Here is a 20318-nt window from a genome sequence, read left to right on the forward strand (position 1 = left end):
TAACTCCCGTTAAAAACTGTTCCTGCGCTGCCAGAGCAGTAGCAAAAAAAATGGTCCACCAATCAGTGAGATAATGATTCCGGCAGGCAGTTGCAAAGGCAAAAAAGCCAAACGACCAATGCTATCCGCCAGAATAACTAACAACGCCCCCGATACCGCACTCCCCAGCAGTAATGTCGTCTGCCCGCCACGTAGAATAAAACGTGATATATGGGGTGCTATCAATCCGACAAAACCGATGTTACCAACACACGAAACGCAGACGGCTGTCAGGATTATGGGTGCGGCGACACGTAACAACGCCAGGCGAGAACTATTCACGCCTAACCCGGTTGCCACCTGATGACCAAGCAGAGCGATATCCGCAGTCCTGGCGGTGAACAGCAATAAAAGAGCGGCTGGCAACATCCAACAGGCTGAAATACCGACTAACATCCAGTTAGCTGCATGCAGGCTTCCCGATAACCACATCAATGCAGTTTGTACATCTCGAACATCTGCAGTGGTCATAAATACACCGATACCGGCGGCGAAAAACCAGGAAACACCAATACCAATCAGAACAAATCGCGGGCGGGAAATATCGCGCGCACAAAAAATCACGATTAAAGCCACCAACAGGCCACCAGCAAGACCAGCCACTGGACGCCAGAACATTCCCAGCATTGGAAACTGGAAAATCAGCCACAGCACAGCCACGCTACATCCTTCTTTGACGCCGATTAAACCAGGATCGGCAAGGCCGTTACGTGCAATGGATTGCATTGCGGCCCCTGCCATACCTAACATGGCCCCGCATAGCAATGCCATGATGACTCTCGGCAAGCGAATATCCTGCACAATATAACGTGCGTCTGTGCTTACGTTTTCTGGAGCAAACAACGCTCGTCCTACTTCCGATGCCGGAACAGAGAAAGAACCCTGCATCAGACCGAATATCAGTATTCCAACCGCAAGCAGGAACAGCCCACCAAGCAACAGCAGATTTTTAGGGCGTACCAGTGTCGAAAACTTACCAACACGTAGTGGGCGTAGCCCGACGTTCATTATCCGACTCATTTGAACATCCTCGTCGCCATAATGACAAAAACAGGCGCACCAACTAACGCCGTCATGACACCGGTCGCTAACTCATGGGGCGTGAAAAGCGTCCGGGCAATAATATCTGCCAGTAATAACAAAAGCGCGCCGACACAAGCTGAAAGAGGGAGCAGAACGCGCAGATCCGCTGATACCAGACGCCGGACAATCTGCGGTACTAGCAGGCCGACAAAACCAATGGGGCCAGCAATCGATACGGCTGCGCCACAGAGCAACGCGATCGCAAGCAGGGTGAATGTTCGCGTGCGGAGTACAGAGACGCCCAGCCCCTGCGCCATGCGATCGCCCAGTGCCAACATGTTAAGGGAGGGCGCAAGGTAAAGGGCTAACACAAATCCCCCCAGAGAAAACCAGGCGGACGTACCCAGCGTCGCCCAATCCTGCCCCGCTAAATCACCTGCTAGCCATGTCCGCATCGCCAGCAGTGTTTGTTCGTCAAGAATCAGGATTGCAGCCGTTATTGAGGACACGAACGCCGATAGCGCCACGCCGCATAAAGTAACTTTCATTGGCGTTACCCCTGAACGCCCTGCGGAGGAAAGCAGCAATATCAACAGGAACAATAACGCGCCCCCCGTAGATGCCAGCAGTGGGCGTCCAACCGGAAAGGCCAGTCCAAGCGCACTGGCGGCAACGACAGCAAGAGCGGCTCCGGCATTTAAGCCTAAAATATGTGGCTCCCCCAATGGGTTACGAATGACAGCCTGCAACAAAGCACCAGCAACACCAAGAGAAGCACCGGTAAGCAATGCTGCCGCTAAACGCGGCAAACGGAGTCTTACAATTACGTTGTGATCGAAGTTTTGCGGATCAAAATGAAGAAATGCCTGCAACACCGTTTGTGGTGCAATAAATCGGGCACCAATCCCTGGATATACCACGCATCCCACCAGCAGTAAGGTGAGGAAAATTACAGTAACCAGCCCTGTGCGCATCATACTTTTTCTACACCACGAAACGGCATGAAGAACGGCTTTCCCGTCAGAGGATTTATTGATGCGTGAACATCTACGTCAAAAACAGCTTTTACCAGCTCAGGCGTGCAATGCTCCCCCTCATTCAACACACGCACCACTTTCCCCTGGCGTAAAAATATCAACGTATCGCCATAATTGACGGCAAAATTCAGATCATGCAACACCACGACGACTGTACGCCCGTGATGACGCGTTAAATCATGTAATAACTCAAGAATTTCAACCTGATAACGTAAATCAAGCCAGGTTGTGGGTTCATCCAGCAGGATATAAGGCGTCTTTTGCGCCAACACCATCGCAATCCAGCAACGCTGGCGCTGCCCACCAGAAAGTTTTTCAACAGGTAAATGTGCAAACTCCTGCGTACCCGTTAATTTCAGGGCCTCTTCTACCGCCTGCTCATCGGCGTCGCTCCATTGACGTATGAAATTTTGCCAGGGAAAACGCCCACGCGACACCAGTTCATAAACGGTTAAGCCCTCCGGCAATAATGGCGACTGCGGCAAGATCCCAAGTCTACGGGATAACGCTTTCGTTGGTTGCTCGTGAATCGCTTTGCCATCAAGCAATATCGAACCGCCCATGGGTTGCAAGATACGTGCAATGGTGCTGAGCAACGTCGACTTTCCACAGCCGTTTGCCCCAACCAGAACGGTCATTTTTTCTGTGGGAACGGAGAAAGAAACACCATCAACAATGATTTTCTTGTGATACCCGGCAGAAACATTGTCGAGGATCAGCCCCTGCCCTTTTGCGTTATGTGCCACGTGTACGCCAACTTAATCAAAGACAAACAAAAATAAAACTCATTCTCCTTTGAGAGTTTGACGCCACAAAATGTAGTAGTCAAGCAGTTAAAAGCCACACAAAAACAAGGTAAATAACAGGTAAAATATTTTTATACATAAAAATAAAAACATTAAATATCAATAAATTAAAAGCAATCAAATTGTATAAACCTTTCATAAAAACACATGTAGCAATTTTTTGTTATTTCTCATTTACTACTACATTACTGCGTGATTGAATGATTCTCAATTACATATCCGATGGCGAAATAACAAACGGATAGTGCTTAGTGAGCAATAAGAAACAATTTTCACTCGCGACAATCCGCGAGTTTTTGGGATAACAGACTAAATGGCTATGTTCACACCTTCATTCTCAGGACTCAAAGGTCGGGCGCTCTTTTCACTGCTTTTTGCGGCACCGATGATTCATGCAACAGACTCTGTAACGACCAAAGATGGCGAAACAATCACTGTTACAGCAGATGCAAATACCGCAACTGAGGCAACCGATGGTTATCAACCTCTGAGCACCTCTACGGCGACATTAACCGATATGCCGATGCTGGATATCCCGCAGGTGGTCAATACGGTTAGCGATCAGGTTCTGGAAAACCAGAATGCGACAACGCTGGATGAGGCGCTTTATAACGTCAGTAACGTGGTACAGACCAATACATTAGGCGGAACTCAGGACGCCTTTGTACGCCGTGGGTTTGGCGCAAACCGGGATGGCTCCATCATGACCAACGGTCTGCGAACCGTACTTCCTCGCAGTTTCAACGCCGCCACAGAACGTGTGGAAGTGCTAAAAGGCCCGGCCTCCACGCTGTATGGCATTCTCGATCCTGGCGGACTGATTAACGTCGTGACCAAGCGCCCGGAAAAAACATTCCATGGTTCGGTTTCAGCCACCTCCTCCAGTTTTGGTGGCGGCACTGGGCAACTTGATATCACAGGTCCCATTGAAGGCACTCAGCTGGCGTATCGCCTTACCGGGGAAGTGCAGGATGAAGATTACTGGCGAAACTTCGGTAAAGAGCGCAGTACATTTATTGCCCCGTCACTCACATGGTTTGGTGATAATGCAACAGTAACCATGCTCTATTCCCATCGGGACTATAAAACTCCGTTCGATCGTGGAACGATTTTCGACCTTACGACGAAACAGCCCGTAAACGTTGATCGAAAAATACGTTTTGACGAACCGTTTAATATTACAGATGGTCAGTCCGATCTGGCGCAACTCAACGCAGAATATCATCTCAATAGCCAGTGGACAGCACGCTTTGATTACAGCTACAGCCAGGATAAATACAGCGATAATCAGGCGCGTGTTACCGCATATGATGCAACGACAGGAACACTGACACGGCGTGTTGATGCAACTCAGGGCTCTACCCAGCGTATGCATGCTACTCGTGCGGATCTGCAAGGGAATGTTGATATTGCCGGATTCTATAATGAGATTCTGGGTGGGGTGTCATATGAATATTATGATCTTCTGCGTACAGATATGATTCGCTGTAAAAAAGCTAAAGATTTCAATATTTACAACCCTGTTTATGGTAATACCAGCAAATGTACAACGGTTTCGGCGTCGGACAGTGATCAGACGATCAAACAGGAGAGCTACTCAGCGTATGCACAGGACGCACTCTATCTGACCGATAACTGGATTGCCGTCGCCGGGATCCGCTATCAGTATTACACGCAGTATGCGGGTAAAGGCCGTCCTTTTAATGTCAATACTGACAGCCGCGATGAACAATGGACTCCCAAACTGGGGTTGGTCTACAAACTGACGCCATCGGTATCCTTATTTGCCAATTATTCGCAAACATTTATGCCGCAGTCGTCAATTGCCAGCTACATTGGCGATCTTCCACCGGAATCATCTAATGCTTACGAAGTCGGGGCAAAATTCGAGCTATTCGATGGTATCACCGCAGATATTGCGCTGTTTGATATCCATAAACGTAATGTGTTGTATACCGAAAGTATTGGTGATGAAACCATCGCCAAAACGGCAGGCCGTGTTCGTTCAAGAGGGGTAGAAGTCGACCTTGCGGGAGCATTAACTGAAAACATTAATATCATTGCCAGCTACGGCTATACCGATGCTAAGGTTCTGGAGGATCCTGATTATGCAGGGAAACCATTGCCGAATGTTCCTCGTCATACCGGTTCGCTATTCCTGACCTATGATATTCATAACATGCCAGGCAATAATACGCTGACATTTGGCGGTGGTGGACATGGTGTAAGCCGTCGTTCGGCAACCAATGGGGCTGACTATTATCTGCCAGGCTATTTTGTTGCCGATGCCTTCGCCGCATACAAAATGAAATTGCAGTATCCGGTCACACTGCAATTAAACGTCAAAAACCTGTTTGATAAAACGTATTACACCTCTTCCATCGCCACAAATAATCTGGGGAATCAGATTGGCGATCCGCGTGAAGTGCAATTCACGGTGAAAATGGAATTTTGATCAAAAAAGCCCGGTATACACTTGTATACCGGGCTATGTTTTATTCTTCTGGCGGGAGGATTATCAGACCTCAATCTCTGCCATGTCGCCTTTTTCTTGCAACCAGTTGCGGCGATCTTCCGAGCGTTTCTTCGCCAGCAGCATATCCATCATCGCGTCAGTACGCTGATCGTCTTCATCATCGATAGTCAACTGCACCAGACGGCGAGTGTTCGGATCAAGCGTGGTTTCGCGCAATTGCATCGGGTTCATTTCCCCGAGACCTTTAAAACGCTGGACGTTTGGCTTGCCTTTCTTGCGTTTTAATTGCTCAAGTACGCCCTCTTTCTCTTCTTCCGTCAGCGCGTAATAAACCTCTTTCCCGAGGTCAAGACGGTAGAGCGGTGGCAGTGCAACGTAAACGTGACCGTGTTTCACCAATGCGCGGAAGTGTTTTACAAACAAAGCGCAGAGCAGCGTGGCAATGTGCAGACCATCGGAGTCAGCATCCGCCAGGATACAGATCTTGCCGTAACGAAGCTGGCTCAAATCGTCGCTGTCAGGATCGATACCGATAGCTACCGAAATATCGTGCACTTCCTGCGAAGCCAGCACTTCGTCGGAAGAGACTTCCCAGGTGTTAAGGATCTTACCTTTCAGTGGCATGATCGCCTGATATTCGCGATCGCGCGCCTGCTTGGCAGATCCGCCTGCGGAGTCACCTTCCACAAGGAATAGTTCGGTACGGTTAAGATCCTGCGCGGTACAGTCAGCCAATTTACCAGGCAGCGCCGGGCCGCTGGTTAGCTTTTTACGCACCACTTTTTTAGCCGCACGCATACGACGCTGGGCGCTGGAAATCGCCATCTCTGCCAACAGCTCCGCCGCCTGAACGTTTTGGTTCAGCCACAGGATGAAGGCATCTTTCACCACGCCCGAAACGAATGCCGCACACTGACGCGAAGAGAGACGTTCTTTGGTCTGCCCGGCAAACTGCGGATCCTGCATTTTTACTGACAGCACATAGGCGCAGCGATCCCAGATATCTTCCGCCGACAGCTTTACACCACGCGGCAGAATGTTGCGGTATTCACAGAACTCACGCATCGCGTCCAGCAGGCCCTGACGCAGGCCATTAACATGGGTACCGCCCTGCATCGTTGGGATCAGGTTGACGTAGCTTTCGGTCAGCAGTTCACCGCCTTCCGGCAGCCACAGTAGCGCCCAGTCCACCGCTTCAGTATCGCCAGCGAAATTACCGATAAACGGTTTTTCTGGCAGCGTCGGTAAACCGTTTACCGCTTCCGCCAGGTAATCATTCAGACCGTCCTGATAGCACCAGCGCTGTTCGGTGTTGTTGATCTCATCTTTAAAAGTGATCTCAACGCCCGGGCACAGTACCGCTTTGGCTTTCAGCACATGCGTCAGGCGTGAAACAGAAAAACGCGGGCTGTCAAAGAAGGTTTCATCCGGCCAGAAGTGCACGCTGGTACCGGTATTGCGTTTACCGCAAGTGCCGACAACCTGTAAATCTTGCACCTTTTCGCCATTTTCAAAGGCGATGTTATAGATCTGACCATCGCGGCGTACGTTAACTTCTACGCGCTTCGACAGGGCGTTAACTACCGAAATCCCCACGCCATGCAGGCCGCCAGAGAACTGGTAATTTTTGTTAGAGAATTTACCGCCCGCGTGCAGACGGCAAAGAATCAGTTCAACCGCCGGTACCCCCTCTTCCGGGTGAATATCTACCGGCATCCCGCGCCCATCGTCAATCACTTCTAACGACTGGTCGGCATGTAAGATTACATCCACGCGTTTTGCGTGGCCCGCCAGTGCTTCATCGACACTGTTATCAATAACTTCTTGCCCCAAATGGTTAGGGCGAGTGGTATCGGTATACATCCCCGGACGGCGGCGAACCGGCTCAAGCCCGGTGAGTACCTCAATGGCATCAGCGTTATAAGTTTGCGTCATGGTTTAAGTTAGCAATTCGAGTTGATCGTCAGAGATGGTGCAGACCAAGAAAATCGACGATCGGGTTGAAATAATCTTCGAAGCCCGTGAATGCGTGGTTGCCGCCTTCTATGACAGTCTGGCGGCAGGAAGCGTAGTACGCCACCGCCTGGCGGTAATCCAGCACTTCATCTCCCGTCTGTTGCAGCAGCCAGATCAAATCCGGCGCTTCCAGCGGGTCAATCTGCATGACTTTGAGATCGTAAATATGGCGTGACTCTAGCACATATTGCTGCCCGGTGTAGGGGTTCTCGTTCTGACCGAGATAGTCCGTCAGCAGTTCAAACGGGCGCACCGCCGGGTTGACCACCACTGCGGGCAGCATAAAACATTGCGACAACCAGGTGGCGTAATATCCCCCCAGTGACGAACCGACAATACCCAGCGAATCGCCGCCATGTTCCAGGACAATGGATTCCAGCAGTTCTGCCGCGTCGGAAGGATACGGCGGCAGCTGCGGAATGATCATCTCAACGTCAGGGTGATGTTCCGCCAGCCAGTTTTTTAACAAGCTCGCTTTTGCAGAGCGCGGCGAGCTGTTGAAACCGTGTAAATAAAGAAGCGTAGACATCAGTAGCCTTCTGAAGCGGTATCAGGTTGGAAGCGTGCGTCCGCCAGGCGATGCACCTCGGTGGTCAGCGTGCCATCAGCATGTAACTCAAGAGTACGCCAGCCGGGCGCGATGGTATCCAGCGTAAAGTTGGAACAGTGCGGCTTAAACTGCACACAGGTCGACGGCGTTGCCAGCAGGCGGCGACCGTTCCAGTCGAGATCCAGCTCCTGATGAATATGACCGCACAGCAAGTATTTGACGTGCGGAAACTTCGCCAGCACGGTATCCAGTTCGCCCGCGTTACGCAGGCTGTGTTGATCAAGCCAACTACAACCCGCAGGTAGCGGATGATGATGCAGCAGCAGCAACGTATGGCGTTCTGGCGCATCGGCCAGTTTACGTTCCAGCCACTCAAGCTGAAACTCGCTCAGCTCACCGTGCGGCACGCCAAACACCTGGCTATCCAGCAACAGGATTTGCCATTGCTCACCAATAAACACCCGCTTCGCCGGGGAGATACCCGCATCCTGTAACGCACTGTACATCGCGGGCTGGAAATCGTGGTTGCCCGGCAGCCAGACGCAGGGCGCACGAAAACTTGCGATGCCTTCAGCGAAATGCTGATAGGCCGCAGAGGATTGATCCTGCGCTAAATCACCTGTCGCGACAATCAGGTCGAATTCGTGCTGGTGTGGCCGAATCGCCTCCAGCACCGCCTGGTAGCTTTCCCAGGTGTTTACCCCTAACAGGGCTTCGTGCTTTTGTGCAAACAGGTGAGTGTCGGTAATTTGTAAAATCCTGACTCTGGCCTCACCAGCCAGAGGAAGGGTTAACAGGCTTTCCAAATGGTGTCCTTAGGTTTCACGACGCTAATAAACCGGAATCGCCATCGCTCCATGTGCTAAACAGTATCGCAACCAGTCCGCTAAAAACTGATTAATTTGATGCTTTTCGTCGCGTTGATGCAACTTTTTATTAGGATAATCATACCGCGCTTTGAAGCGAAAAATCTGCTGGCTTGAACACACTTCAGCCACCATCGCGTCATGATACAGACGCACCGTCATTGACGGAAGGCTCCAGTAACTGATCGCGGGCGCAGTCTGTTCTATTGTCACCAGGGTAGTGTATCGGGTCGATTCCACAATCGTCAGCCGATATTGTGCGTTTGCCACCTGATAGCTTACAGTTTCGCCGGGTGCGTCATTGCGCGGTAACAAACGGCGCAATTGTGAAAAGTTCATCTCGCACAGGCGCATCATTTCAGGAAAGTCAGGTGTGTAACGCTTCATTTATGCCCACTCATTTTTTAACGCTTGATGATGCAGCTGCAGCCATTGCAAAGCGATGACCGACGCTGCGTTGTCGATTTTCCCCTCTTCTACCCACTGGTATGCCTGTTCCCGGCTTACCACATGAACGCGAATATCTTCGTTTTCATCAGCCAGACCGTGAATACCGCTTGCGGTCGTGGCGTCCACTTCGCCCACCATAATTGACGAACGCTCACTGGTGCCCCCCGGGCTTGCCAGGAAACTTAACACCGGTTTGGTCCGTTTGACTATCAGTCCCGCCTCTTCAATCGCTTCGCGACGGGCAACATCTTCCACACTTTCACCCTCTTCAATCATCCCGGCAACCATCTCCAGTAGCCAAGGGGTTTCGCTGGTGTCGTACGCGGCAATCCGAATCTGCTCAATCAGCACAACTTCATCACGCACTGGGTCAAAGGGTAGCAAGACTGCGGCGTGACCGCGCTCAAAAATTTCCCGCCGTACCTCATGACTCATTTGCCCGTTGAATAGACGATGACGAAATCTATAAAGATCTAATGAAAAAAAGCCGCGATAAAGTGTTTCTCGTGCAATAATTTCTACATCGTTTTTGCCAAATGTAACGGGCAGGTTGTCTGGCTTAAGCATTGTTAATGTCCTGGCACTAATAGTGAATTAAATGTGAATTTCAGCGACGTTTGACTGCCGTTTGAGCAGTCATGTGTTAAATTGAGGCACATTAACGCCCTATGGCACGTAACGCCAACCTTTTGCGGTAGCGGCTTCTGCTAGAATCCGCAATAATTTTACAGTTTGATCGCGCTAAATACTGCTTCACCACAAGGAATGCAAATGAAGAAATTGCTCCCCATTCTTATCGGCCTGAGCCTCTCTGGGTTCAGTTCGTTGAGCCAGGCCGAGAACCTGATGCAAGTTTATCAGCAAGCACGCCTTAGTAACCCGGAATTGCGTAAGTCTGCCGCCGATCGTGATGCTGCCTTTGAAAAAATTAATGAAGCGCGCAGTCCATTACTGCCACAGCTAGGTTTAGGTGCAGATTACACCTATAGCAACGGCTACCGCGACGCGAACGGCATCAACTCTAACGCGACCAGTGCGTCCCTGCAGTTAACTCAATCCATTTTTGATATGTCGAAATGGCGTGCGTTAACGCTGCAGGAAAAAGCAGCTGGGATTCAGGACGTCACGTATCAGACCGATCAACAAACCTTGATCCTCAACACCGCGACCGCTTATTTCAACGTGTTGAATGCGATTGACGTTCTTTCCTATACACAGGCGCAAAAAGAAGCGATCTACCGTCAATTAGATCAAACCACCCAACGTTTTAACGTGGGCCTGGTAGCGATCACCGACGTGCAGAACGCCCGCGCACAGTACGATACCGTGCTGGCGAACGAAGTGACCGCACGTAATAACCTTGATAACGCGGTAGAGCAGCTGCGCCAGATCACCGGTAACTACTATCCGGAACTGGCGGCGCTGAATGTCGAAAACTTTAAAACCGACAAACCACAGCCGGTTAACACGCTGCTGAAAGAAGCCGAAAAACGCAACCTGTCCCTGTTACAGGCGCGTTTGAGCCAGGACCTGGCGCGCGAGCAAATTCGCCAGGCGCAGGATGGTCACTTACCGACTCTGGATTTAACGGCTTCTACCGGGATTTCTGACACCTCTTATAGCGGTTCGAAAACCCGTGGTGCCGCTGGTACCCAGTATGACGATAGCAATATGGGCCAGAACAAAGTTGGCCTGAGCTTCTCGCTGCCGATTTATCAGGGCGGAATGGTTAACTCGCAGGTGAAACAGGCCCAGTACAACTTTGTTGGTGCCAGCGAGCAACTGGAAAGCGCGCATCGTAGCGTCGTACAAACCGTACGTTCCTCCTTCAACAACATTAATGCTTCTATCAGTAGCATTAACGCCTACAAACAAGCCGTAGTTTCCGCTCAAAGCTCATTAGACGCGATGGAGGCGGGTTACTCGGTCGGTACGCGTACCATTGTTGATGTGTTGGATGCGACCACCACGCTGTACAACGCTAAGCAAGAGCTGGCAAATGCGCGTTATAACTACCTGATTAACCAGTTGAATATTAAGTCAGCTCTGGGTACGTTGAACGAGCAGGATCTGCTGGCACTGAACAATGCGCTGAGCAAACCGGTTTCCACTAATCCGGAAAACGTTGCCCCGCAAACGCCGGAACAGAATGCTATTGCTGATGGTTATGCGCCTGATAGCCCGGCACCAGTCGTTCAGCAAACATCCGCACGCACTACCACCAGTAACGGTCATAACCCTTTCCGTAACTGACGACGACGACGGGGCTTCGGCCCCGTCTGAACGTAAGGCAACGTAAAGATACGGGTTATCTGCCGCATTCTTCCCCCTTCTCGCTTCAATTTCGACCAGCCATCCTCTATTCTGATGGGTATTTACCACTGGTCCCGGAAGACAAAAATGAAACGGACAAAATCCATACGCCACGCATCGTTCCGCAAAAACTGGAGCGCACGCCATCTGACACCAGTCGCTCTCGCGGTTGCCACTGTTTTTATGCTGGCGGGCTGTGAAAAGAGTGATGAAACAGTGTCTCTCTATCAAAATGCTGACGACTGTTCAGCTGCAAACCCAGGCAAAAGCGCCGAATGTACCACCGCGTACAACAATGCGCTGAAAGAAGCCGAACGTACTGCGCCGAAATACGCCACCCGTGAAGACTGTGTTGCTGAATTTGGTGAAGGTCAGTGCCAGCAGGCACCAGCCCAGGCTGGCATGGCACCAGAAAACCAGGCGCAGGCCCAGCAATCCAGCGGGAGTTTCTGGATGCCGCTGATGGCCGGTTACATGATGGGACGTCTGATGGGCGGCGGCGCGGGATTTGCACAGCAGCCGCTGTTCTCCTCGAAAAACCCGGCCAGCCCGGCTTACGGTAAATATACCGACGCGACCGGTAAAAACTATGGCGCAGCCCAGCCAGGCCGCACCATGACCGTACCGAAGACGGCAATGGCACCAAAACCGGCGACCACTACTACTGTTACCCGTGGCGGTTTTGGTGAATCTGTTGCCAAACAAAGCACTATGCAGCGTAGCGCAACCGGCACCTCTTCTCGTTCAATGGGTGGCTGATACCGATGGAAAGAGTCAGTATTACCGAGCGCCCGGACTGGCGCGAAAAAGCCCACGAATACGGTTTCAATTTTCACACCATGTACGGCGAGCCGTACTGGTGTGAAGATGCTTACTACAAGTTGACCCTCTCTCAGGTTGAAAAGCTGGAAGAAGTCACCGCCGAACTGCACCAGATGTGCCTGAAAGTGGTGGAAAAAGTGATCGCCAGCGATGAGCTGATGACCAAATTCCGCATACCAAAACACACCTGGAGTTTTGTGCGCCAGTCATGGCTGACGCACCAGCCATCGCTTTATTCGCGTCTTGATCTGGCGTGGGATGGCACTGGCGAACCTAAACTTCTGGAAAATAACGCCGATACGCCAACGTCACTATACGAGGCGGCGTTCTTTCAGTGGATCTGGCTGGAAGATCAGCTTAACGCCGGTAACTTGCCGGAGGGCAGCGACCAGTTTAACAGTCTGCAAGAAAAGCTGATCGATCGCTTCGTTGAGCTGCGTGAACAGTATGGCTTCCAGTTGCTGCATCTCACCTGCTGTCGCGACACGGTGGAAGATCGCGGAACCATTCAGTATTTGCAGGACTGCGCAACGGAAGCTGAAATCGCCACCGAGTTCCTCTACATTGACGATATCGGGTTAGGTGAAAAAGGTCAGTTCACGGATTTACAGGATCAGGTGATTTCCAACCTGTTCAAGCTGTATCCGTGGGAATTTATGTTGCGTGAGATGTTCTCCACCAAGCTGGAGGATGCAGGCGTACGCTGGCTGGAACCGGCGTGGAAGAGCATTATCTCCAACAAAGCGCTTCTACCGCTACTGTGGGAGATGTTCCCGAATCACCCGAACCTGCTGCCCGCTTATTTTGCGGAAGATGATCATCCGCAAATGGAAAAATATGTGGTTAAACCGATCTTCTCCCGTGAAGGCGCAAACGTGTCGATCATTGAGAACGGCAAAACCATTGAAGCAGCGGAAGGTCCGTATGGCGAAGAAGGGATGATTGTTCAGCAATTCCACCCGTTACCGAAATTCGGCGACAGCTATATGCTGATTGGTAGCTGGCTGGTGAACGATCAACCTGCCGGAATTGGCATTCGTGAAGACCGTGCATTGATCACCCAGGATATGTCTCGGTTTTATCCACATATTTTTGTTGAGTAATACAGCTTAATATTGCCCCGATAAGCGGGGCAATCTCTTATAATCCACCATTCATAATTCCCATCAATATATAAACACATACATATCCAACCTTTATTTAACATTAATACTCAATTTAATGTTAAATCGTCATATGCAAGCGATATTGTAATTAAAGTAAGTGAATACATCACAACATAACTATTTGATATTATTTAAATACTTTACTTTTATCTCACCAGATTTAAATTTAATAATTAAAAAACAATGTTGCAGGGATCACACTACACAGTATTGAACATTGTGATTGATATATTGCCCCCCTACTATCCATTAAACATAAATATTTGTTTCACCGAATAACAACATATTTAAAAGAAACACAAAAACATTCTCACTCTTTATTGAATTAATATTTATATTCACGTAACGAATTTATTAGCACCCTCTCAACAGTCGATATTCATCATTATTATATATTTGCGTTATATAAGGAGATATATCCATGTTTGATAAATATAGAAAAACACTCGTAGCCGGAACTGTGGCGATAACCCAGGGTTTGTCAGCATCGGGGGTGATGGCTGCGGGTTTTAAACCAGCACCGCCTGCCGGGCAGCTTGGGGCGATTATCGTCGATCCCTACGGTAATGCGCCCTTAACCGCGCTGGTTGATTTAGACAGCCATGTTATTTCTGACGTCAAAGTTACCGTCCACGGGAAGGGCGAAAAAGGCGTTGACATCAGCTATAAAGTGGGCAACGAGTCACTGAAAACTTACGATGGTGTACCGATTTTTGGTCTTTACCAGAAGTTTGCGAACAAAGTGACCGTTGAGTGGAAAGAAAACGGTAAGGCCATGAAAGATGATTACGTGGTGCAGACTTCCGCCATCGTCAACAATTACATGGATAACCGCTCCATCTCCGACCTACAGCAAACCAAAGTCGTTAAAGTCGCGCCAGGTTTTGAAGATCGCCTCTATCTGGTTAATACCCACACCTTTACCGCCCAAGGTTCCGATCTCCACTGGCATGGTGAGAAAGATAAAAATGCCGGTATCCTTGATGCGGGTCCGGCAACTGGCGCACTCCCTTTTGATATCGCGCCATTCACCTTTATCGTCGATACGGAAGGCGAATACCGCTGGTGGTTGGATCAAAACACCTTCTACGATGGTCGTGACCGCAACATTAACAAACGTGGTTATCTGATGGGTATCCGTGAAACGCCACGCGGCACCTTTACCGCTGTACAAGGTCAGCACTGGTACGAGTTCGACATGATGGGGCAGGTGCTCGAAGATCACAAACTACCGCGCGGATTTGCTGACGCCACTCATGAGTCCATTGAGACGCCAAATGGCACGGTACTGTTGCGCGTAGGTAAGAGTAACTATCGTCGCGATGACGGCGTACACGTCACCACCATTCGTGACCATATCCTCGAAGTCGATAAATCTGGTCGCGTTGTCGATGTATGGGATCTGACCAAGATCCTCGATCCGAAACGCGATGCACTGCTCGGCGCGCTGGATGCAGGTGCAGTTTGCGTTAACGTTGACCTTGCCCATGCAGGACAACAGGCAAAACTGGAACCAGATACACCGTTCGGCGACGCGCTGGGTGTAGGGCCAGGCCGCAACTGGGCGCACGTGAACTCTATCGCCTATGACGCAAAAGATGACTCTATCATCCTCTCCTCTCGCCACCAGGGTGTTGTGAAGATTGGTCGTGATAAGCAAGTGAAATGGATCCTTGCGCCCTCTAAAGGTTGGGAAAAACCGCTGGCCAGCAAGCTGCTGAAACCGGTTGATGCTAACGGTAAGCCAATTACCTGTAACGAAAATGGCCTGTGCGAAAACTCAGACTTCGACTTTACCTACACCCAGCATACCGCCTGGATTTCCAGCAAAGGAACGCTCACCATTTTTGATAATGGCGATGGGCGTCATCTGGAACAACCTGCCTTACCAACCATGAAATACTCCCGCTTTGTGGAATATAAGATTGATGAGAAGAAAGGCACCGTTCAGCAAGTGTGGGAATACGGTAAAGAACGTGGCTACGATTTCTATAGCCCGATTACCTCCATCATTGAATATCAAGCCGACCGTAACACCATGTTTGGCTTCGGTGGTTCTATTCATTTGTTCGATGTCGGGCAGCCAACCATCGGTAAGTTGAACGAAATCGATTACAAAACCAAAGAAGTGAAAGTGGAAATCGACGTGCTGTCAGATAAACCCAATCAGACTCACTATCGTGCACTGTTAGTCCGTCCACAACAGATGTTCAAATAATTAAGAAGGGAATAAAAATGTCGAAATTAGGGATCTCATCACTATTTAAAACCATACTGCTTACCGCAGCTTTGGCTGTTTCATTTACCGCTTCTGCATTTACCGAAGGCACGGATTACATGGTTCTGGAAAAACCTATTCCGAATGCCGACAAAACGCTGATTAAGGTATTTAGCTACGCCTGCCCGTTCTGTTACAAGTACGACAAAGCGGTTACCGGTCCGGTATCGGAAAAAGTGAAAGATATCGTTGCTTTCACGCCGTTCCATCTGGAAACCAAAGGTGAATACGGCAAACAAGCAAGCGAAGTCTTTGCGGTCTTGATCAATAAAGATAAAGCAGCAGGCATTTCCTTATTTGATGCTAACTCTCAGTTTAAGAAAGCCAAGTTTGCCTACTACGCGGCTTATCACGACAAAAAAGAACGCTGGTCTGACGGTAAAGATCCCGCTGCCTTTATCAAAACTGGTCTGGATGCCGCAGGTATGAGTCAGGCGGATTTTGAAGCGGCACTGAAAGAACCAGCAGTTCAAGAAACACTGGAAAAATGGAAAGCCTCTTATGATGTCGCCAAAATCCAGGGGGTTCCAGCCTATGTCGTTAATGGTAAGTACTTGATCTACACCAAGAGCATCAAATCCATCGACGCGATGGCAGACCTTATCCGTGAGTTAGCAAGCAAATAACAGGGAAACAGGCTATGGGTATTAAGGGAATGTGGAAAGATCTTCGCACATCACCAGTTGACACACTGGTCAGATGGCAGGAGCAACGCTTGTTGTGGTTGTTAATGGCCGTTGCGATGGGCACGTTAATTATCCTGGCGCACTCTTTCTTCCAGATCTATCTCTACATGGCACCCTGTGAGCAATGTGTATACATTCGCTACGCCATGTTTGTGATGGTGATTGGAGGATTGGTTGCAGCGATCAATCCAAAGAACATCATCCTCAAGCTAATTGGCTGCGTGATGGCATTTTACGGCAGCATTTTGGGACTGAAGTTTTCGCTCAAACTGAACGATATCCACCATGCAGTACATAATCCGGATCCCGATTCACTGTTTGGCGTACAGGGTTGCTCTACCGATCCCACTTTTCCCTTTAACCTGCCGCTGGCACAGTGGGCACCAAATTGGTTCAAGCCTACCGGGGATTGTGGCTATGACGCACCAATCGTTCCTGATGGCGTCACACTGAGCAGCACGCAACAGTGGTTTGTGGAAATGTATCAGCAATCTGAAGGCTGGTATCTGCTACCACCATGGCATTTTATGAATATGGCTCAGGCTTGTATGCTGGCTTTTGGTATGTGTCTGGTGCTGCTGGTCATTATGAGTGGCGCATGGGCGCTTAAAATCATCAGAGGCTAACTCAGCAACACCCGAAGCCAGTCATTCTGGCTTCGGGTTCTTTTATTAACCTATCTGCACCGACAGCATACTTAAACTGCCCATTTCTATACCATCGACCGGAATGGTAATTGGCTCCTGCCCATCCCACGCCCCTAAGACATACAACAACGGCAGATAGTGCTCTGGCGTTGGGTTCGATAACGCGCCACCTTCATGGTCGAGATAATTCACCAGAGGATGTTGTTCCACCGGCCCTTGCCACGTCAGATTCGCTTTCACATACTCATTAAACGACATCGCCCACGGATACGGTGAACTATCACCGTGCCACTTCACTGTACGCAGGTTATGCACCACGTTGCCACTGGCGACCAACATTATCCCTTCATCACGCAGCGCCGCGAGTTTGCGCCCCATTTCGAAATGCCAGGCGGCAGGTTTGCTACTGTCGATACTCAACTGCACCATCGGGATATCGGCGTCAGGATACATCTTAATCAGTACGCCCCACGAGCCGTGGTCGAAGCCCCAGGCTTCTTTATCCAGCGTCACAGGGACCGGCGCTAACAGCTCAACCAGATGCTGTGCCAGCGCAGGTGAACCCGGAGCAGGATAATGCGTATCGTACAGCGCCTGCGGGAAGCCACCAAAGTCATGAATCGTGGGCGGCGTCTCCATCGCGGTCACTCCTGTTCCACGGGTAAACCAATGAGCCGAAACCACCACAATCGCTTGCGGGCGTGGCAATGTCATCCCCAACTTCTGCCAGCTGCGGGTATACAAATTATCTTCCAGCACGTTCATCGGACTACCGTGACCTAAAAACAATGCTGGCATACGTGTTCAAGACATGATGATATCCTTAACTAAAGGTGTCATTTTGATATCCTCACAATACGCTTGTTCGGCGGAGTAAGAACCCGGATAACAATGATGATGATCATCAGTTATTTTGACGATCTGCCTGAAGGTGAAGATTTATAAGGAGTTGTCGATGTCAGTACCTCTCATTCTGACCATACTGGCGGGGGCAGCCACGTTTATTGGCGCGTTTCTCGGCGTTCTCGGGCAAAAACCCTCGAACCGCTTACTGGCGTTTTCGCTAGGATTTGCGGCGGGGATCATGTTGCTCATCTCATTAATGGAAATGCTTCCTGCCGCATTAGCCGCCGAAGGAATGTCACCTGTGTTGGGTTATGGAATGTTTATCTTCGGTCTGCTTGGCTATTTTGGTCTGGACCGCATGTTGCCACATGCGCATCCGCAGGATTTAATGCAAAAATCGGTGCAGCCGTTGCCAAAATCGATCAAGCGCACAGCCATTCTGCTCACTCTCGGTATCAGTCTGCATAACTTCCCGGAAGGGATTGCCACCTTTGTCACGGCGAGCAGCAACCTGGAGCTGGGATTTGGTATCGCCCTGGCCGTAGCGTTGCACAATATTCCTGAAGGTCTGGCGGTTGCAGGCCCGGTTTACACGGCAACGGGGTCAAAACGTACCGCAATTCTGTGGGCGGGGATTTCCGGACTGGCTGAAATTCTCGGTGGTGTGCTGGCATGGTTAATTCTTGGCAGCATGATTTCTCCGGTGGTCATGGCGGCAATCATGGCGGCGGTTGCCGGTATTATGGTGGCGCTCTCGGTTGATGAATTAATGCCGCTCGCCAAAGAGATTGACCCCAATAATAACCCCAGTTATGGCGTGCTATGTGGAATGTCAGTGATGGGATTCAGTTTAGTGCTGCTACAAACGGCAGGAATTGGTTAAAGATGATAATGACAGATGTTGCCCATTGCTAAAGGCAACATCTGTATCGTTATTAAAGGTATTATTGATGCTTTTCAAACACTTCTTTATCGGAGCGTTTATCTAATTTACTTCGGGCAGCTAACAGCGCATCTCTGTCATGGCGAAAAGCTTTACAGTAACGTTTAAGATGAAGAAAATAGCCACCAGCTAGTAGAACAATTAATACAATCCAGTACCAGGCAATAAACATCCTTTTCACCTTCAAAATTTAACATTACTAAACATTTAGCGTTAAAATTTCACATATCCAACGTTGAATATATTCATATACTCGCATAGTTGTGGATCATGTATATGATTTCGATCATAGTAAGTGTTGTATTATATCTCATGATTGTTCAAAAAACAATCGATCGATAATATTGATTATGTATCAATTCTCCATAAAACATTACTCAGGATAATAAAATTTAATAAGTATCACTAGATATATATTATATCTTTGAAGTTATTCCTCCCTCCGATTTTCATAAAAAACACTCCCTAATCCACTTCAACACCCGTGTAAATAACTGTAAATAAATGGCTATTTATCAATCAAAATATACACTAAATATATTATAAAAACTTCAAACAGCTAATAACCAGAAAAATATGCTCAAACATATAATTATAAATTATATGTTTGAAATTTACTTAACCAATCTTCAATATAAACATATCTGGCCACCTCTAACTATGGTAATCTCTCTATGCAATTAATATTAAATTAGACCTGTATTAATTGTCCCATTCACAGCCTATCCTAATCTATAAAGGATTATAGTCATGTTAAAAAAAACATTGTTATCTATGTTCGCAACCGCATTGTTATCTGGCGTTGCTTTTAACGCGCTTGCTGATGACCCAAATCAGGGTTCTGGTAAAATAACATTTAAAGGTGAAGTTATCGATGCGCCTTGTTCTATTGCTCCTGGTGATGAAGATCAGACAATAAACCTCGGTGAAGTTGCTGATACTGTATTAAAAAGCGGACAGAAATCTCTTCCTGTAGATGTCACCATTCACTTGCAGGATTGTATTTTATCTGACGGCACTAACACTGTTGATAAAGTCAAAATCACCTTTAGTTCTGCCAGTGTTGACGCTACCGACTCCAACCTGCTTAAAAACACTCTGGAAGGTAACATCGGCGGCGCAACTGATGTAGGCGTACGTCTGGTGAAATCAGACAACACCAACGTGACTCTTGGCACTCCAATCACTATCAACTTCCCGACGACTAACTCCTACCAGGAGTTGAACTTTAAAGCCCGTATGGAATCTCTGGGACGCACCGCGACCCCGGGTAACGTGCAGGCACAGGCCAATTACGTACTCGACTACAAGTAAGCGGCAATTAATACGCACAACGTCAGACGGTAAAGCCGAT

The 20318-nt window shown here is 49.1% G+C and carries 19 protein-coding genes; 9 read left to right on the top strand and 10 right to left on the bottom strand.

What is annotated here, in order from left to right:
- Positions 1–9: 9 nt before the first annotated feature.
- The 3 genes from ACJHX4_RS07740 to ACJHX4_RS07750 are packed head-to-tail and all read right to left on the bottom strand — an operon-like array spanning position 10 to position 2845.
- Positions 10–1047, bottom strand: coding sequence for a FecCD family ABC transporter permease (locus ACJHX4_RS07740; RefSeq protein ID WP_001298372.1), 1038 nt, complete (start codon positions 1045–1047; stop codon positions 10–12).
- Between the two features lie 8 nt (positions 1048–1055).
- The gene (locus ACJHX4_RS07745; protein WP_000986445.1) at positions 1056–2039 is read right to left on the bottom strand and encodes a FecCD family ABC transporter permease; all 984 of its coding nucleotides are present in this window, start codon (positions 2037–2039) and stop codon (positions 1056–1058) included.
- Entirely contained in the window at positions 2036–2845 is an 810-nt protein-coding gene (locus ACJHX4_RS07750) for an ABC transporter ATP-binding protein (protein ID WP_000940874.1), read from the bottom strand. Before ACJHX4_RS07750 ends, ACJHX4_RS07745 begins: the two co-directional genes overlap by 4 nt.
- A gap of 373 nt (positions 2846–3218) precedes the next feature.
- Here ACJHX4_RS07750 and ACJHX4_RS07755 point away from each other — a divergent pair, with 373 nt between their 5' ends.
- Positions 3219–5360: a TonB-dependent siderophore receptor gene (locus ACJHX4_RS07755; protein ID WP_001240664.1), complete on the top strand. Its 2142-nt coding sequence runs from the start codon at positions 3219–3221 to the stop codon at positions 5358–5360.
- A gap of 63 nt (positions 5361–5423) precedes the next feature.
- Here ACJHX4_RS07755 and parE read toward each other — a convergent pair whose 3' ends face one another.
- The 5 genes from parE to nudF are packed head-to-tail and all read right to left on the bottom strand — an operon-like array spanning position 5424 to position 9830.
- Positions 5424–7316: a DNA topoisomerase IV subunit B gene (gene parE / locus ACJHX4_RS07760; RefSeq protein ID WP_000195275.1), complete on the bottom strand. Its 1893-nt coding sequence runs from the start codon at positions 7314–7316 to the stop codon at positions 5424–5426.
- Between the two features lie 28 nt (positions 7317–7344).
- Positions 7345–7926 carry an esterase YqiA gene (gene yqiA, locus ACJHX4_RS07765; RefSeq protein ID WP_000105733.1) on the bottom strand — a complete coding sequence of 194 codons (582 nt, stop codon included), beginning with the start codon at positions 7924–7926 and terminating at the stop codon, positions 7345–7347.
- Positions 7926–8753 (bottom strand): 3',5'-cyclic-AMP phosphodiesterase, encoded by an 828-nt coding sequence (cpdA, locus tag ACJHX4_RS07770; RefSeq protein ID WP_000444744.1) that lies wholly within the window; start codon positions 8751–8753, stop codon positions 7926–7928. Before cpdA ends, yqiA begins: the two co-directional genes overlap by 1 nt.
- Positions 8754–8777: 24 nt before the next feature.
- Positions 8778–9200: a DUF1249 family protein gene (locus ACJHX4_RS07775; RefSeq protein ID WP_000833393.1), complete on the bottom strand. Its 423-nt coding sequence runs from the start codon at positions 9198–9200 to the stop codon at positions 8778–8780.
- On the bottom strand, positions 9201–9830 hold the full coding sequence (gene nudF / locus ACJHX4_RS07780) for an ADP-ribose diphosphatase (RefSeq protein ID WP_000917117.1): 630 nt from the start codon (positions 9828–9830) through the stop codon (positions 9201–9203).
- Positions 9831–10034: 204 nt separating this feature from the next.
- On the opposite strand from nudF, the gene tolC reads away from it, so the two are divergent.
- The 6 genes from tolC to dsbI all read left to right on the top strand — a co-directional run bounded on the left by tolC (position 10035) and on the right by dsbI (position 17154).
- The gene (gene tolC, locus ACJHX4_RS07785; RefSeq protein ID WP_000735289.1) at positions 10035–11516 is read left to right on the top strand and encodes an outer membrane channel protein TolC; all 1482 of its coding nucleotides are present in this window, start codon (positions 10035–10037) and stop codon (positions 11514–11516) included.
- Positions 11517–11663: 147 nt separating this feature from the next.
- On the top strand, positions 11664–12335 hold the full coding sequence (locus ACJHX4_RS07790) for a DUF1190 family protein (RefSeq protein WP_000831543.1): 672 nt from the start codon (positions 11664–11666) through the stop codon (positions 12333–12335).
- A gap of 5 nt (positions 12336–12340) precedes the next feature.
- A complete protein-coding gene (locus tag ACJHX4_RS07795; RefSeq protein WP_000442882.1) occupies positions 12341–13501 on the top strand; it encodes a glutathionylspermidine synthase family protein in 1161 nt (386 codons plus the stop codon).
- Positions 13502–13985: 484 nt separating this feature from the next.
- Entirely contained in the window at positions 13986–15782 is a 1797-nt protein-coding gene (locus ACJHX4_RS07800) for an aryl-sulfate sulfotransferase (RefSeq protein WP_001531979.1), read from the top strand.
- A 17-nt stretch (positions 15783–15799) separates the two neighbouring features.
- Complete coding sequence (locus ACJHX4_RS07805; RefSeq protein WP_000040020.1) at positions 15800–16468, top strand: thiol:disulfide interchange protein DsbA/DsbL; 669 nt, start codon at positions 15800–15802, stop codon at positions 16466–16468.
- A gap of 14 nt (positions 16469–16482) precedes the next feature.
- Complete coding sequence (dsbI, locus tag ACJHX4_RS07810; protein ID WP_000511508.1) at positions 16483–17154, top strand: protein-disulfide oxidoreductase DsbI; 672 nt, start codon at positions 16483–16485, stop codon at positions 17152–17154.
- 45 nt (positions 17155–17199) lie between these two features.
- Here the strand turns inward: dsbI and ygiD are convergent, their stop codons facing one another.
- Positions 17200–17973: a 4,5-DOPA dioxygenase extradiol gene (ygiD, locus tag ACJHX4_RS07815; protein ID WP_247773250.1), complete on the bottom strand. Its 774-nt coding sequence runs from the start codon at positions 17971–17973 to the stop codon at positions 17200–17202.
- Between the two features lie 157 nt (positions 17974–18130).
- Here ygiD and zupT point away from each other — a divergent pair, with 157 nt between their 5' ends.
- Complete coding sequence (gene zupT / locus ACJHX4_RS07820) at positions 18131–18904, top strand: zinc transporter ZupT (protein WP_332279026.1); 774 nt, start codon at positions 18131–18133, stop codon at positions 18902–18904.
- A gap of 61 nt (positions 18905–18965) precedes the next feature.
- On the opposite strand, the gene ACJHX4_RS07825 is transcribed toward zupT, so the two are convergent.
- Positions 18966–19136 carry a hypothetical protein gene (locus tag ACJHX4_RS07825; RefSeq protein ID WP_001296421.1) on the bottom strand — a complete coding sequence of 57 codons (171 nt, stop codon included), beginning with the start codon at positions 19134–19136 and terminating at the stop codon, positions 18966–18968.
- A 578-nt stretch (positions 19137–19714) separates the two neighbouring features.
- Between ACJHX4_RS07825 and ACJHX4_RS07830 the strand changes: the two genes are divergently transcribed.
- Positions 19715–20278 (top strand): fimbrial-like protein, encoded by a 564-nt coding sequence (locus ACJHX4_RS07830; protein WP_000915008.1) that lies wholly within the window; start codon positions 19715–19717, stop codon positions 20276–20278.
- The last annotated feature ends 40 nt before the right edge of the window (positions 20279–20318 follow it).

The organism is Escherichia sp. WS2035 (genome assembly GCF_046487065.1).
Taxonomy (GTDB): Bacteria; Pseudomonadota; Gammaproteobacteria; order Enterobacterales; family Enterobacteriaceae; genus Escherichia; species Escherichia coli.